Raw genomic sequence first — 17,475 nt, 5'->3', positions numbered from 1 at the left:
TTATAAGTGGCTTTAATCTTTTTTCATTTTATTTTTTAATTATGAGGTGAGTTATTTATGTCTGAGAAATTCGTTCAAACTGTATCGAGTGTTAATTATAATAAAGGTGTTTTTTCTCTCTATTTTGTTGGACAGAATCAATCCAACATGGCAAACGGTATTATGGCGGAAAGTGATACGGACTTAGAGCTAAAAGAAGTGATTCATATGCCTGCTTCTGGTTTTATGTATATGGTTTCGATGGTTAAGAATATGCTTGAAGATCCTCGTATGAACGAAGAGTTAGAAAAATTAATTGCCGCAGGTTTTCTAGCATCACCGAGTGAAGCACCTCAAGAGAACGAGAGTGGTATTGAGCCTGCTAAAAAACGCGTGACACGCACGAAAAAATAAAAGGTGGCTTAGCGTATGTTGATTCAACATCACGCGGCGAAACTGGATCGTGCAATGATGCAGAAAATGATGGGTGGGATTCTTCTGCTCAGCCAATATTCTCCTCTGCATCAGCGGTATCTTATCAGTGAATGGCAGCAACGGATTATGCCATCATTTGAGTTAAATCAGTTTTGCTATTACGAAGATGAACAAGGACGTCCAATTGCATTTTGTAATTGGGCGTTTTTGTCTGAGCAAGTGAGAGAGTTGCTATTGTCCGGTGAACGAGAAATCGAAGCCGCTGACTGGCGCTCTGGTGATCATATCTACATTCCTGAAATGCTTGCTCCTTTTGGTCACGGACGTCAAATCGTCAATGACTTACGACAGCGTGTTTTTTTGCCGTGGAAAGGGCAAAAAGTGTGTACTGTCCGCGGCAAAATCGACACGCAAAACGACCGCTGTATCCGTAAGGTACAGTGGTTTTCTATTTAAATAATAATAAGAGCCACAGTCTATGGGAAAACCATTTTGGAGAAGTGTCGAATACTTCTTCACCGGAAATTATTCCGCCGACGATGGAAATAACGACATTGTTGCCATCGGTTTTGGCGGCGAAATTCATGCTTATGGCGGAGATGATCATATTCATCTGGGGTCGATCGGAGCCACGGTATATACCGGTTCAGGTAACGATACGGTATCGGCGGGGGCCGGCTATCTAAAAGTTGAGGATACAACGGGGAACCTGAGCGTTCGAGGCGCTGCGGGTTATGCTGATATCAAGAAAAATGGAGACGGTAATCTCTCATTTTCAGGTGCTGGTGGTGGTGTAGACATTGGTCATGACGGCCAGCATGGCAACATCAGCTACGCAGGTGCTGCGGCTTACAACCACATTAAGCGCCAAGGGTTATCAGGCCATGTTTCTTTCCAAGGTGCTGGTGGCTACAACGCTATCTGGCATGAAACCAATCATGGAAACTTGAGTTTCGAAGGTGCAGGTGCGGGCAATAAAATCGATCGTACTTGGTTTAACCAGTATCAAGGATCTCAAGGTGATGTGCGTTTTGTCGGCGCGGGGGTTGCTAACAGTATTAGCTCACGTGTTGAAAGCGGTAACCTGCACTTTAGTGGAGCTGGTGCGGATAACCATTTGGTTCGCAAAGGCAAGGTTGGGGATATTACCCTAGCGGGTGCCGGGGCATCCAATCGAATTGAGCGTACGCACAATGCGAACGATGTGTATACCGAAACACGCGGTAATATTCGCTTCGAAGGTGTGGGTGGTTACAACAGCCTTTACTCTGATGTGGCACATGGTGATATTCATTTCTCGGGCGCCGGTGCTTATAACACCATTACTCGTAAAGGTTCTGGGGATGACTTTGCGAAAGAAGGAATGGCCAATGCCAAGGCTGATAAAGTTGTATTAACTAAGGCGGTGATGAGTGGTTCATGGATAGGACAAAATCATCAAGTCACGGCAGTAAAATCAGCTAACGAGCCTAATACTTATCTTTTTGCTTTCGCAGACTCCTCGTATACCAAAATTAACAAAGTACAGTTGCGTAATGATCCTCAAACCGGAGAACTGAGATATTACTCTTCGGCTTGGTATAAAGAGGGTAACCATTTAAACAACTTAGCGAATCAAGATATTTCCAACAACGGTGGTTTCACAGCCGTTAATATCAATGGTGCTTACACGTTATCTGATCTCAAAGTTGAACATCAACAATCTGTCACCGTTCATGCCGTTGAAAAAAGCCTGACTGAATATGAGTGGGTGACTTACGCCAATGGTGCGGTGATTGATGCGAAAGATGTGTCATTGTCGGATGCAAAAATGGGTGGTCACGCGATTTTTGCTGATGGTACTAAGGTTGATGTCAAAGCGGTAAAATCAAACCGCAAACCCAACACTTATGTTTACGCTAAAATGCTGGGACAACACACGAAAATCGTTGTGGTTGAACTGGCGAACGATGCCGAAACTGGCGCGCTGAAATATCAAGCTCGCTCTTGGTATAAAGAAGGTGATCACACTGCCAATTTAGCTAACCAAGATATTTCGTCTGCGTATGGATATCACGCAATGGGCAAAGGGGGTTACTCGCTCAGCGACTTGCATTACAGCGTTAACGCGGTAAGAAGTACCAGCGAAACCGTGGCTGATATCGACGAATACACGGATCAAACCTTATTCAAACCCGTAAGCGATAGCGGCGAAAGCTCTGGCGATATTCATTTCAATGGTGTCGGTGGCGGTAACGTTATTAAATCCAACGTAACACGCGGTCATGTTTACTTTAACGGTGGCGGTCTTGCCAACGTGATCCTGCACAGCTCCCAATTTGGTAATACCGAATTTAACGGTGCTGGCGCGGCGAACGTGATTGTCAAAAGTGGCGAAGAAGGGGATCTCACCTTCCGCGGCGCAGGTTTGGCAAACGTATTAGTGCACCAAAGTCAGCAAGGCAAGATGGATGTTTACGCGGGTGGTGCGTTGAACGTGCTGGTTCGTGTTGGTAACGGCGACTATCTGGCTCACTTATTGGCTTACGGCAACATCTCGGTACAGAAAGGCCAAGGCAATAGTCGAGTTACTCTACTGGGCGGCTATAACACGCACACGCAAATCGGTAGTGGTGATGCACTATGGCTAGCGGCTGGCGGTTTCAATGTCATGACGCAAGTCGGTCAAGGCGATGTGGCTTCGGTACTGGCTGGTGGCGCAAACGTACTGACCAAAATGGGTGATGGTGAACTCACGGCGGGCATGCTGGGTGGTGCGAACGTGATTACCCATATCAGCAGTGATGATCAATTATCGAATACCACGGCGGTGGCACTCGGCGGCGCAAACATTCTCACCAAAAAAGGCAAAGGCAACACCCTTGCTGTGATGGGCGGAGGCGCTAACGTACTCACCCATGTCGGTGATGGCACCACAACTGGTGTCATGGTAGGCGGCGCGAACATCCTAACGAAAGTCGGGAATGGCGACACGACAGGCATTATGCTTGGTGTTGGCAACGTGCTAACGCATGTTGGTGATGGCCAAACTCTTGGCGTAATGGGCGCCGCAGGCAACATCTTCACTAAAGTGGGCGATGGAACATCCATTTCAGTCATGATTGGTGCAGGCAATATCTTTACCCATGTGGGCGAAGGGAATGCTTGGGCACTGATGGGCGGCCTTGGTAACGTCTTTACCAAAGTGGGCAACGGTGATGCTCTCGCGTTAATGGTGGCCGAAGCTAACGTCTTCACCCATATCGGTGATGGCATGTCGGTGGCGCTTATGTTAGCCAAAGGCAACATAGCAACTAAAGTCGGTAATGGAACCACACTTGCGGCTATGGTGGGTAACGCTAATATCTTTACCCATGTAGGTAGCGGCAGCACGTTTGCGGCGATGATTGGCCAAGCCAACATTATGACCAAAGTGGGCGATGATCTCACCGCTGCGCTGATGGTCGGTAAAGCCAACATCTACACGCATGTCGGTGATGGAACCAGCTTAGGAATATTTGCGGGCGAAGTGAACGTGATGACCAAAGTCGGTAACGGCACAACGCTGGCGGCGATGTTCGGTAAAGCGAACATCATGACGCATGTCGGCGATGGTTTAACCGGTGTCTTAGCACTGGGCGAAGCCAATATCGTCACCAAAGTGGGTGATGATTTCATGGGTGTTGTGGCCGCGGCGAAAGCCAACGTCGTGACTCATGTCGGTGATGCAACCACCGCCGCTGTATTGGCGGGTAAAGGCAATATCCTCACCAAAGTGGGCGAAGGCACCACGGTAGGGTTGTTGATTTCCGATATCGGCAACGTGATGACTCATGTCGGAGATGGCACGACCATCGGTATTGCTAAGGGCAAGGCAAACATTATTACCAAAGTCGGTGATGGCTTGGGTGTTAACGTGGCTTGGGGTCAAGCTAACGTGTTTACTCATGCAGGTGATGGAGATCGCTATAATTTTGCCAAAGGTGAAGCCAACGTCATCAGCAAAGTGGGCGATGGTCAAGAAGTCTCTGTCGTGCAAGGTCAAGCCAATATCATTACCCATGTGGGTGATGGTGATGATTATACCGGTGCTTGGGGTAAAGCCAACGTTATCACCAAAGTGGGTAATGGCCGAAATGTTGTGCTAGCCAAAGGTGAAGCCAACATCGTGACTCAAGTGGGTGATGGCGATAGCTTTAACGCACTTTGGAGTAAGGGCAACATCGTCACCAAAGTCGGTGATGGTATGCAGGTGACCGCCGCGAAAGGTAAAGCGAACGTAACGACTCGAGTGGGAGATGGCCTAAACGTCACCGCCGCTTATGGTGATGCCAATATTAACACCGTGGTTGGTGATGGTATTTCGGTCAATGTTGCTTGGGGCCAATACAACGTCAATACCAAAATCGGCGATGGTTTGAACGTCGCGGTCATGAAAGGTAAAGCCAACGCTAATATTCATGTTGGTGATGGTTTAGGGGTTAATGCTTCTTACGCTCAAAACAACGTGGCGATCAAAATCGGTAATGGTGATTTCTACAGTTTGGCGGTCGCGTCGAGCAACACCAGTAGCAACAAGCTCTCCGCCCTGTTTGATAACATCAAGCAAACCGTACTTGGTGTAGGTGGTAGCCAAGCAATCAACTACTTAGTGCAAGGCGATGAAGCATCATCATCCGGCACGCATAAAGGCCGTGGTGCGATTGCGACACCTGAAATCACCAAGCTGGATGGCTTCCAAATGGAGGCGATTGAAGAAGTGGGCTCTGATTTGGGAGACAGCCTAACAGGTAGTGTGACCAAGGTAGACGCACCTGATCTCAATCAAATGCAAAATGCGCTCAGCGTTGACGACTCTTCGGACCAAGTTCAAGGGCCAAATCTCATTGTTAATGGCGATTTTGAGCAGAGTGATTTCGGTTGGAGTTCTACGCATGGTGTCGAAGCTTATGTTTCTGCAATTTCATATGGTTTGGAGCGGGATGGGCACGGTAACAATGTGTCTGAATTGGCAACAGATCAAAGCACGACTATCTACCAAGATATTCAGAACCTGACGGAAGGCGAGGTCATTGCTGTGAGCTTTGATTTTGCAAAACGTGCAGGCATTTCTAATAACGAAGGCATTGACGTTCTCTGGAACGGCGAAGTGGTTTTCTCATCGTCTGGTGATGAATCTGCTTGGCAGCAAAAAACCTTAAAGCTGACCGCTCATGCCGGTAGTAATCGTATCGAATTCAAAGGCACAGGCCACGATGATGGGTTGGGCTATATCTTAGATAACGTAGTTGCGAAATCAGAAACGCCACAGCAAACTAATGCGGTGAGTGAGCATGCAACGCAAAATCAAGCGTCGCAGAATGCCCTATCAGATAAAGAGCGCGCAGAAGCGGATCGCCAGCGTCTAGAACAAGAAAAGCAGAAACAGCTCGATGCTGTCGCAGGTTCGCAAAGCCAGCTGGAATCTACCGACCAACAAGCCTTGGAAAATAATGGTCAAGCTCAACGCGATGCAGTGAAAGAAGAGTCGGAAGCCGTGACGGCTGAGTTGACCGAACTGGCACAAGGTCTCGATGTGCTCGATGACAAAGTCACGCATACGGGTGAGTCGGGCGACCAATGGCGCAACGATTTTGCCGGTGGCTTGCTTGATGGTGTTCAAACCCAATTGGACAATGCAAAACAGGTTTCTGGTGAGCAGATTGCTGCCGCGAAACAGACGCACTCGGACAATCAAAATAAAGTCAAAGATTCGGTTGCACAATCGGAAGCGGGCGTCGCAAAAGGTGAGCAAAACCTGGCGGGTGCAGAGCAAGACATTGCTGATGCTAAAACTGATGCTGAAAAACGTAAAGCTGATGCTTTGGCAAAAGGCAATAACGCGAAACAAGCCGAATCTGACGCACACAGCGCAGCAAACGACGCGCAATCGCGTGGTGATCGCGATGCGATGAACGCGGAACATAAAGCCAACCAAGTGCAGAATGATGCGAAAGGGGCTAAGCAAAACGAAAGCGATCGCCCTGATCGTCAAGGTGTTGCGGGCAGCGGCTTTGTAGGTCAAGCACATAGCGTCGAAGCCGCTGGTGCTGCGGGCCGCCATATCAACGCTGACAGTCAAACAAACGCTGATGGCCGCTTTAGCGAAGGCTTGAGCGAGCAAGAGCTAGAAGCCTTAGAAGGTGCGACCAATGCAGTCAACCGCCTGCAAATTAACGCAGGAATTCGAGCGAAAAATACGGGTAGTTCTGTCACTTCGATGTTCACTGAGACAAACGCCGACAGTATTGTTGTGCCAACAACGGCCTCTCAGGATGTGAGCCGAAAAGAGATTCACATTTCAGGGGTGAACCTAGAAGGGCTAAGCGCTATTAAGGGAAATCAACCGACTGGTCAACTTGGTTCTAAAAGCGTTCCCGGGTTTAAAAGCCATTTTGCATCGACATCCATTGGTATAGAAAATGAGCTATCTGGCCTAGTTGTTGTTTTACCTAAGAACTCAGCACAGACGTTTGGATATGTGCATGATTCACAAGGTAACCCATTGTTTATGTTGACCAAAGATATGAATCAAGGTGGTTACAGTAACCCAGTTGGTATCACTGATATCAAAGGGGTGAACAACTGGCAGACTCATACCATTGAATTGGTTACATATCCTAGTGAAACCAGTGATATGGTTGCGATTGAAAGTCGCAAAGAGGCAATGTTATGGCTAGCGAAAGAATTTACAGGCCATATCAATCAATCGAACCACCATAGCTTACCTAGTTTGGTTAGTGATGACGGGCGTTTTACGCTGGTTATATCGAATTCGAAGCATTTCATCGCGGCGGGTAACGGTACTTCTATTGAAGCTCAAGGGCAGACAATAGGAATGACCCCTAGTGGGCAACAAGCCACGATGGCCATCAGCGCGAAAGAATTTGGTTCAAGCTCGTCATTGGAAGTGAGACTTCTAGAATCTGCGCCTTGGTATCAGTCAGGACTGAGAGATGAATTTTTAGTAAATGCGAACGAAGCTAAATTAGATGATCCAGTGGCAGCGCAAAATGTGTATGCCTATCTAACATCGGTGTATTCAAAAACAGCAAATCTGGCGAAAGAGTACGGTATCTATATTAATGATTGGGATCCTGCATCTGAAGGCTTCTCGCTGAATGCTCAAGGATTAACCGATCCGAAAGTGAAAAATGCTTGGGAGATTTTGCCGAGAACTAAGCCAGTAAAAATGCTGGAGCTTCTGAGCGCAGACGACTCACGATACGTGCGACAACAAATTATTGAGAAGCTGAAAGGTTCACATTCAGAAAGCCTTGCTAAGAACGTGTTTGAATACTTCCAGTATGGCGGAGAAGTGGCGGGGCATGGAATCAACAATGCAACGACAGGAAGTTCGCAGCAGCCTGAACCCGCGATTTTGTTTGAGTTTCGCAGTGTGCCGAGTGTTTTAAGTAAATTTGTGCCTAAAACAGAGTCCACCGCAAAAATTGATGTTAAGGCACTCGATCATTTTGACTCTGCTAGCCGCAAAGCCATCATTACTGAAGTGAATGCTCTGGTGAGCGATAGTGATGATTTCGATGCCTGGTATCAGGAGTATCGGGCAAGCAAAGGCCAGCCTCCAGTTAAAAACCCTAAATCCAGTGCTTCTGCAAATCATAAAGCAGAATGGTTGATGACGCAGTATGCCGAGCAATGGGCGCAAATTACGGCTCCTTATATTGATAGCCATGAGACGCTCACATTAACCAAGATAGCTTCTAACGATAAAGAGGAATTACACGCTTTAGGTGAAACGTCGAATCTAGAGAGTAACAAGCAGCAAGAAAACGTCGCTTCCATAATGAACAACATGTTAAATGACGTGTTGCCATTTTACTCACTCCGTGCCGAACGAAATCTATTAGTGCAAGAAGGCGATAAAGGTTTTGAAGTTCGATCGTGGCCGGGAACCGATGGAAAGAGAAAGACTATTCTTCTTGATAATCCTGAAGATGCAGCTCAACAAAAATCCATTGAGCGCTTTATCTTGGCAAACTTCGACAACTTCGAGCAGATGCCAGATGAGCTATTCTTAGTCGATAACAAGGTGCTCTCGCATCACGATGGTCGCACGCGAATTTTGGCACAAAAAGAAGACGGTGCTTGGACGTACAACACCAACGTAGAACTGATGTCTGTGACTGAGCTACTTGATGCTGCTCATGTGAGCGGTAAAATTCGTGGTGAAAGCTACCAACAAGTGATTGATGCACTGGCTGATTATCATACTATCCCTCTTCTATTTAAAGCCGCAAAGGATCTAGGGCACGGTGCGATTGATTATGCAGATTATAATTTGGAGTCCGTAGAAAAACTGGTGAACCTGCGCAAACAGGTTGAAGGCTACCTACTCGGCCACCCCGATTCTGGCCGCGTTGAGGCTATGAGTTCACTGTTAAACCAAGTGAATGTGCGTTTAGAGGAAGTCTCGGTTCTTGCAGCCTCTGAGCAAAGCATCAAAGCTCACGATAGCTTTAGCCGTCTGTATGACCAGCTTGATAACGCCAACTTGAAGGAGAGTAAACATCTGTATCTGGATGGAAATGGCGATTTCGTCACTAAGGGCAAAGGTAATCTTGCCAATATCGATCAGCTAGGCGGTAGCGATGCTGTACTTGAAAAAGTAAAAGCAGCCGTAAGTCATGAATATAGTCAAGCTGTTGCCGATACGATCTTCGCAGGGCTTTCTGCAAACGATCTTGCAAAAGATGGTAAAGGTATTGATATTGCTGGGTTAAACAAAGTACACCAAGCGATTGAACAGCACATGTCGCCAGTGAGCGCGACCATGTACATCTGGAAACCGAGCGATCACAGCACATTGGGTCACGCATCACTGCAAATTGGCCAAGGTCGTACACAACTAGAAGGTCAAGCCGTAGCTGATTTCAATAAACAGAATTACGTGAGTTGGTGGCCACTAGGTAGCAAGTCATCCAATATTCGTAATATCTTCAGCGTTGCAACAGAAGATCAGCCTGATCTTAAATTGCGTTGGAGCGATTTGAGTCAGCCAGCGCATCAAAATAGTATGCTGTCGCATGATATGGTGTCAGAAGAAAACGATGGCTTTGGTTTGAATGACGGTGAGATCAAGCTGAAACGCTTTATCGAAAAACTCAATGCCGCTAAAGGTATTGATGCCTCTTACAAAGACGCTTCTGGAGGTTACGCGAGTGTGCTACTGGGCAACCCGGATATACTTGAAACGACAGGCATTCCAGCACATGTATTCCAACCATTCGTTGAACAGTGGAATGACACCAGTTACGACATGATGGATGTAGCAAACCGTTTTGCCGAAGAGCTACAGAAACAAGCTAAAGCGAGTGGCGATCCTGCCCTGGTGGAAAAACGCATCGATAATGTGGTTCGTCAGTTTGCTGAAAGAGCGCTAGAGGAGATTAAAGAGTTCAAAGCAAGCCAAGCGGATCAAGGCCGTGTATTCCGCATTAACTTAGAAGGGCTTGATGCTGCGGCAATGCAGGTAGAATGGCATCGTCTAAGTAACGACCCGGATGCGCGTTATCAACTGCTCACCAAAAACTGCTCTAGCACGGTCGCTAAAGTGTTGAAAGCGGGTGGGGCAGATAAACTCATTGGTCACACATGGCTGCCTAAGTTTGGTGTTTGGACGCCGACAGAGCTATTTAACTTTGGTCAAGCGTTACAAGAGGCCCAGTTAGAAATCGTGGCTAAGAAGCAAAATCTTCGGAATACAGAATTGTTATTAAATGATTCGTCTGTGGATAAAGCGGTAGCTTCTGATACAGAGCTGGGGACAAATACAGACTCATCCCATAAGAATTATCAATCCCGAGATTTAGTTCTCGAGCCAATCGTGCAACCAGAAACCATCGAGCTTGGTATGCCTGATATCGATCAGAAAATATTGGCGGAGGTTGCTGAGCGTGAAAATGTCATTATCGGTGTTCGACCAGTTGATGAGAAGTCGAAGTCACTGATTGATTCTAAGCTCTATAGCAGTAAAGGTTTATTCGTTAAGGCGAAAAGCTCTGATTGGGGGCCAATGTCTGGTTTTATTCCTGTAGATCAGTCATTTGCCAAAGCATCTGCGAGAAGAGATCTCGATAAATTTAACGGCTATGCCGAACAATCCATTGAGTCTGGTAATGCGGTAAGTGCCGATTTGTATCTAAATCAGGTTCGAATGGATGAGTTGGTGTCTAAATATCAGTCACTGACAGCTCTTGAGTTTGATGCAGAAAGCGGTATGTACAAAACAGCGGCAACCAATGGTGATCAAACAGTCACTTTCTTCCTGAATAAAGTGACTGTTGAGAGCAAAGATCTGTGGCAGGTTCATTACATGAAAGATGGCGAGCTAGCGCCGTTCAAAGTGATTGGTGATCCTGTATCTAAACAGCCGATGACAGCAGACTATGATTTGTTGACGGTGATGTATTCCTACGCTGATCTAGGGCCGCAAGATAAGGTCAAGCAACCATTAACTTGGGAGCAGTGGAAAGAGTCTGTTACTTACGAAGACTTAACGCCTAAGTATCAAGAGCTATACGATAGTGAGGTGCTTTATAACAAGAAAGATGGGGCAAGCCTTGGTGTTGTGAGCGATCGCTTAAAAACTCTGAAAGATGTGATCAATACCAGCTTGGGCAGAACCGATGGCCTAGAGATGGTGCATCATGGTGCAGACGACGCAAACCCTTATGCGGTAATGGCGGACAATTTCCCTGCGACTTTCTTTGTACCTAAAAGCTTCTTTATGGAAGATGGTTTAGGCGAAGGAAAGGGCTCTATCCAAACGTATTTCAATGTGAATGAGCAAGGTGCGGTGGTGATTCGTGATCCGCAGGAGTTTTCTAATTTCCAGCAGGTAGCGATTAATGTCAGTTACCGAGCATCACTCAATGATAAGTGGAATGCTGGCCTTGATGACCAACTCTTTACACCAAAACGTAAATTGTCTCATGAGTTCTTAGATGTGAGAGATGAACTCGCTCATAAATTGAAAGCAAAAGTTGTTGATTTTGAAAAAGAAGTTCAACTGGATAGACTCGGTGATCATCAAGTCGATAGCACTGTATCAACGTCATCAGTGATGGCTTTAGACAATCAAAACGTCGACGATTGGAGTCAGATAGCGGTTGTGCCTAAAGATGACGGCGGTGAAACGCGCTTTGACGGCCAAGTGATTGTTCAAATAGAAAACGATTCAGTAGTTGCAAAAGCGGCGGCAAATCTAGCTGGCAAGCATCCTGAAAACAGTGTGGTCGTTCAGCTCGATTCTGAGGGGAATTATCGCGTGGTGTATGGTGACCCATCGAAACTGGATGGAAAGCTGCGCTGGCAATTGGTTGGCCATGGGCGTGATGATTCAGAACACAACAACACTCGCTTAAGTGGCTACAGTGCCGATGAACTTGCAGTGAAATTGGCGAAGTTCCAGCAGGCATTCGGCCAAGCGGAAAATATCAGCAACAAGCCTGACCATATCAGTATTGTCGGTTGCTCTTTAGTGAGTGATGACAAGCAGAAAGGCTTTGGCCATCAATTTATCAATGCCATGGATGCCAATGGTTTTCGCGTGGATGTGTCTGTTCGCAACTCTGATGTAGCGGTAGACACAACAGGGCGCAAACATACTCAAGATGCCAATGGAAATTGGGTAAAAAAGGCTGCAAACAATAAAGTCTCACTGACTTGGAATACGCAAGGCGAAGTTACCGCACGTGACGAGATCATTCGTAACGGTGTGGCGGAAGGGGATATCCATCTTTCTCGTGTTGGTGCGAGTGAGGTTAATGAGCCAGCACGTGGTGCCATCGGCGACAACAGTGAGGTGTTTGAAGCACCTGAAAAGCGTAAAACGGAAACGGATACTACGGCATCGGCGGGCAGTGACAATAAGCTCAGCTACTCGGGCAATATTCAGGTCAACGTCGGTGATGGTGAGTTCACCGCAGTTAACTGGGGTACGTCAAATGTTGGTATTAAAGTGGGTACGGGAGGCTTTAAGTCGCTGGCCTTTGGTGACAACAATGTCATGGTTCATATTGGTAATGGTGACAGCAAACATAGTGTCGACATCGCTGGTTATCAGGCGCTTGAAGGTGCTCAAATGTTTATGGGTAACCGCAACGTAAGTTTCAATATGGGTCGCAGTAATGACCTTATCGTGATGATGGATAAGTCGATCCCGACACCGCCACTGGTCAATCCATTTGATGGTGCATCACGTATTTCAGGAGTATTACAAAGCATCGCACAATCAGGCAAGGGTGCCGATTGGTTAGCGGCTCAAGAACAGCAGTGGACACTCTCTGGTGCGAAAAAATTTGTTAAAGAGATGTCCTGTCTCGATCAAACCAGCAGTGTTGACTACACCAGTTTGGTTGATTTGGACTCTCAGAATGAGCGCAGCAGCCGCGGCTTGAAGTCTGACGCTGAAGCAACGTTGAATAAAAAGTACAACCAGTGGCTAAGTGGCAATAGTAATAATGATACTGGCAAGATGAGCCGCGCGGATAAGTTCCGTCAAATGAACGAGAAGTTGGCCTTTAACTTCGCGGTCGGTGGCCAAGGAGCCGATATTCAGGTCACCACGGGCAACTGGAACTTTATGTTCGGAGACAACATTCAAGCGATTTTGGATACCAATCTCGGTTCATTGTTTGGCGTGTTAACCCAGCAATTCTCAGCAACGGGAATGGCTCAAACGACCTTTACCTATAATCCGCAAGACTTGCCTCGTCAGCTTAAGAATAAGCTGCTGGGTAAATTTGCTGAGGTCGGTGCAGAGACGACTTTAGGTGATATCTTCGGTGTCAATTACACCGCTGATGGCAAAATAGTCTCTCGTACTGATGAAGCGGTAGATGGCGTTGCCATTTTAAAAGAGATGCTAGAAGTGATAGGCGAGTTTGGTGGTGAGCAGCTCAGCGCATTTACTGACCCAGAAAAATTGCTAGATAGCCTCAAAGCGGGAATCGATATGGGGGCTGATGGTCTTCAATCCTTTGCTGAAAGTCATGGACTGAAAGAGAAAGCACCAGAGGAAAACGATACAGCGCAAGTGACTCTCAATGGCGCGCCTGCGGCAACGGAAAACGTATCAGCCACTGTTGAAGAAACCAAACCAGAGCGCGCATTTGGTTTTAATGCGCTCAATTTGCCCAATTTATTTGCCACCATGTTTAGCAAAGATAAGCAGGCAGAGATGGCATCATTGGTCAGTAATCTGAAGCAGAATCTCACCGCCGATTTGCTCAATATGAAGGATAAAACGTTTGATTTCCTTCGTAACAGTGGGCATTTGCAAGGGGATGGCGATATGAACGTTTCTCTGGGTAATTACAACTTCAACTGGGGTGGTGACGGTAAAGATCTCGGCGCTTATCTAGGCGACAATAATAACTTCTGGGGAGGACGTGGAGACGATGTGTTCTACGCAACGGGAGTCTCCAATATTTTCACCGGCGGTGAAGGCCACGATATGGGCGTTTTAATGGGTCGCGAGAACATGATGTTCGGCGGTGATGGTAATGATACGGCGGTTGTGGCCGGACGCATTAACCACGTCTTTATGGGCGCGGGTGATGATCAATCTTTTGTCTTTGGCGAAGGTGGTGAGATCACCATGGGGTCAGGTAATGACTATGTAGTCACTTCAGGTAACTTCAACCGTGTGGACATGGGAGACGATCAAGACTTTGCTGTAACCATCGGTAATAACAACCAACTTGATCTTGGTGCAGGCAATGACTTTGCGAGAGTCTTTGGCAATCACAACCGAATTGATGCTGGCCAAGGAAACGATGAAGTCAAACTGATGGGTTACCATGCTTCGATTAATGCTGGCGAGGGCGAGGATTACTTAATTGCCGCCGCCATCTCAAAATTCAGCACATTAAACGGTGGTGAAGGTAGCGATGTCATGGTGCTTGGGGGTTACCAAAATACGTTCAAAGGCGGTGCTGGCGTAGACAGTTTTGTGGTCAGTGGTGAGGTGATCGATAACGTGGTTGAAGATATTCGCCAAGGTGAAAACATCATCTTCAACGGTATTGATTGGAACCGTTTATGGTTTGAGCGTAGTGGTTACGATCTGAAAATCTCTATGGCACGCCATACTGATACCTCTTCCGATCAAACGCTATTTGATGCGTTAGGTTGTGTGACTTTCAATGATTATTTTGCAAATAATCGAGCCAAACTTATTATCGGTTTAGGTGAAAAAGACGCTCAAGGCGAGCAGGAATATACCTGTTTGACTGATAATGCGTTAGACAACCTCATTCAAGCGATGAGTTCCTTTGCGCCTAAGGTGGGAGAAAGCAACTTTATGGATGGATTAGCTTCTCAGCCTCAGCAAGCGATTATGGCCGCATGGTCGGATGTGAATACCGGGAAGTTTAGCTTGTCGTAATCATGTCTTTCACGGGTTAAAACCAGCCTTTGTAGGCGTGTCTGTTTGACAATAGCGCCCATATAAACCCAAAAACGCCTCCTGATTTTATAGAAAACAGGGGGTGTTTTTTTAGGCTCAAATAGGCAAAACCTAGCCGATACTAGCGAATACGAGTAAACTCTTCTCTTTTCATGGAAGAGCCCAGAAGCAATGTTAAAACAAGATCATAGCCAAGCGATACAACAAAGAATCGATCAAAAAACCAAACCGTTGGGAGCGCTGGGCCAACTTGAGTCATTAGCACACCAGCTCGCCTTAATCCAAAGTCAAAATCAGCCTCAGCCCACTCAGCAGATCACCATTCATAAGCCTACCGTACTGGTCTTTGCTGGCGATCACGGCATTGCAGATGAAGGCATTAGCATTGCGCCAAGCGCGGTGACTCAGCAAATGGTGCTTAACTTTCTGGCGGGTGGTGCGGCCATCAACTGTTTTTGTCGCAGCAATCAAGTCGAGATGAAAGTAATAGATTGCGGGATTTTACTCCCTGTAGAAAGCGACAATCCGCACTTTCTTGTGCAGCGCTTAGGTAGCCGAACGGAGAACTTTGCTCGCCAAGCGGCGATGTCTGTAGAGCAAGTGAAGCAAGGGCTACTGCTAGGCAATCATGCCGTGCAGCAGGTGATCCGTGCGGGGTCCAATATAGTGATGTTTGGTGAAATGGGCATTGGTAATACCAGCAGCGCTTCTGCGATATTAGCGGCGCTTTCTAAACATTCTGTTGAGCAGTGTGTTGGTTACGGCACTGGCATTTCAACACAGCAATATCAGAAAAAAGTAGAGCTGGTGAAGCAAGGCGTAACACGCTGCCGTGGTTTGGATCCAGAAACGGTCCTTGTGGAAGTAGGCGGCTTTGAAATTGTGCAAATGGTCGGAGCATTTTTAGGCGCTTACCAGCAGCAAACGCCGATTCTGGTGGATGGATTTATCGTCACGGTAGCCGCGTATGTGGCCACACTTATTGAACCGGATTGCCGCGAGTTGATGATTTTTGCTCATCAGTCCCATGAATCGGGCCACCAACGCGTACTTGAACAGTTAAACGCGACACCACTGCTTAATTTAGGGTTGAGGTTGGGTGAGGGAACGGGTGCTGTATTAGCCGTACCTTTGGTCAAAGCGGCCGCCGAGTTTTACAACACCATGGCCAGTTTTGCCGACGCAGGAGTGACAGTGTAATGCTGCGCGCTTTAGCTTATCAATTAGAGCTGTTCTGGTTGGCGTTGAGTTTTTTCTCGCGCCTTCCTATTCCTAACAATACGCCCTATTGCAGTGAACGAATGAACCGATCTGGGCGCTATTTTTCCTTGGTTGGTCTATTACTCGGCGCGATCTGCGGTGCCATCTACAGTGTACTGATCCTGATTTTACCAAACGAGGTAAGCATCGCACTGACGATGGTGGCCAGTTTGCTATTAACAGGGGCGTTTCATGAAGATGGCTTAACTGATATGGCGGACGGCATTGGCGGAGGAATGACGGCTGAGCGCCGTTTGAGCATCATGAAAGATAGCCGCATTGGCACTTATGGTGCGGCCAGTTTAGTGATGGCGCTACTGTGTAAGTTTCTCTTTTTAGAGGCGCTACTTGGTTATGGCAACGTATTAATGGTGTGGGTACTGGGCTACAGTTTTAGCCGTGCGATAGCGGCATCGTTGATTTTCGACATGCCGTATGTAAGCGATCTCGATAGCAGCAAAAGTAAGCCGCTAGCCAATAAACAAACCCTTCCAGAGCTCATTTTTCTACTGCTGTGCGGCTTAGCGCCTGCGTTATGGTTTGGTTGGCAGGTAAGCTTAAGTTTGGTATTGGTTGCTGTAGTTTTTCGTATTTTCTTCAAAGCTTGGTTGATGGCGCGTATTGGTGGCTTCACGGGTGATTGCCTTGGCGCTGCACAACAGATTATGGAACTGCTGATCTATCTGCTGCTTATTGTATTCGCTGGGTTGGGTTATTTGAGCATGGGAATGATTGAATAATGGTGCATTTGATTTTGGGTGGCGCGCGTAGCGGTAAGTCTTGTTTCGCTGAACAGGCCGCAAAGCAAGAACACCAAGCCCTGCTAATGCGGCTGCCGCAGGCTCAGCTTAACTATGTTGCCACCGCAATTGCGTTTGATGATGAAATGCAGGCAAGGATTACTCACCACCAGCAGCAAAGAGCGTCGGAATGGCAAGAGCACGAATGCCCTGAACAACTGCCTGAGTTAGTTGCCACTTTTTCAGCACATGATGTGGTATTGGTGGACTGCTTAACGCTGTGGCTGAATAACGTTATCTACAACCATGGCCAGCAAGCTCACGAAGCGGAGATAAAAAAGCGAGTCGAGCAACTCTGTTTTGCCGTTGAGCAAACACCCGCCACTTTGGTTATCGTCGCTAACGAAGTGGGCCTTGGCGTGATCCCGATGGGGGAGGTTTCGCGCTTATTTGTCGATAACGCGGGCTGGCTTAACCAAGCGCTAGCCAAGTTAGCAACCCGAGTGAGCTTTATTGCGGCGGGCTTACCTATTGTTTTAAAAGATATTGTTTTAAAAGTGTCTCCTTTACACACCCTTCGCTTGCGACGAGAATAACATGGTTGCACTC

General features: G+C 47.1%; 6 protein-coding genes. All 6 read left to right on the top strand.

What is annotated here, in order from left to right; all coding sequences use genetic code 11:
• Positions 1 to 57 precede the first annotated feature (57 nt).
• The 6 genes from rtxH (at position 58) to cobU (ending at position 17,462) form a co-directional block, all read left to right on the top strand.
• Entirely contained in the window at positions 58 to 393 is a 336-nt protein-coding gene (gene rtxH, locus AACT21_RS13465) for a protein RtxH (protein ID WP_094151094.1), read from the top strand.
• Positions 394 to 408: 15 nt separating this feature from the next.
• Positions 409 to 870 carry an RTX toxin-activating lysine-acyltransferase RtxC gene (rtxC, locus tag AACT21_RS13460; protein WP_017044044.1) on the top strand — a complete coding sequence of 154 codons (462 nt, stop codon included), beginning with the start codon at positions 409 to 411 and terminating at the stop codon, positions 868 to 870.
• A 22-nt stretch (positions 871 to 892) separates the two neighbouring features.
• Complete coding sequence (gene rtxA / locus AACT21_RS13455) at positions 893 to 14,845, top strand: MARTX multifunctional-autoprocessing repeats-in-toxin holotoxin RtxA (RefSeq protein ID WP_094164403.1); 13,953 nt, start codon at positions 893 to 895, stop codon at positions 14,843 to 14,845.
• 192 nt (positions 14,846 to 15,037) lie between these two features.
• A complete protein-coding gene (gene cobT / locus AACT21_RS13450; protein WP_094164402.1) occupies positions 15,038 to 16,066 on the top strand; it encodes a nicotinate-nucleotide--dimethylbenzimidazole phosphoribosyltransferase in 1,029 nt (342 codons plus the stop codon).
• Positions 16,066 to 16,866, top strand: a complete 801-nt coding sequence (locus AACT21_RS13445; protein ID WP_094164401.1) for an adenosylcobinamide-GDP ribazoletransferase — start codon at positions 16,066 to 16,068, stop codon at positions 16,864 to 16,866. Before cobT ends, AACT21_RS13445 begins: the two co-directional genes overlap by 1 nt.
• Positions 16,866 to 17,462, top strand: coding sequence for a bifunctional adenosylcobinamide kinase/adenosylcobinamide-phosphate guanylyltransferase (cobU, locus tag AACT21_RS13440; RefSeq protein WP_094164400.1), 597 nt, complete (start codon positions 16,866 to 16,868; stop codon positions 17,460 to 17,462). Before AACT21_RS13445 ends, cobU begins: the two co-directional genes overlap by 1 nt.
• Positions 17,463 to 17,475: the final 13 nt, after the last annotated feature.

The sequence above is a fragment of the Vibrio sp. V08_P9A1T1 genome (genome assembly GCF_963874405.1).
Classification (GTDB): domain Bacteria; phylum Pseudomonadota; class Gammaproteobacteria; order Enterobacterales; family Vibrionaceae; genus Vibrio; species Vibrio anguillarum.
This window is presented reverse-complemented; position numbering and strand designations above follow the sequence as displayed.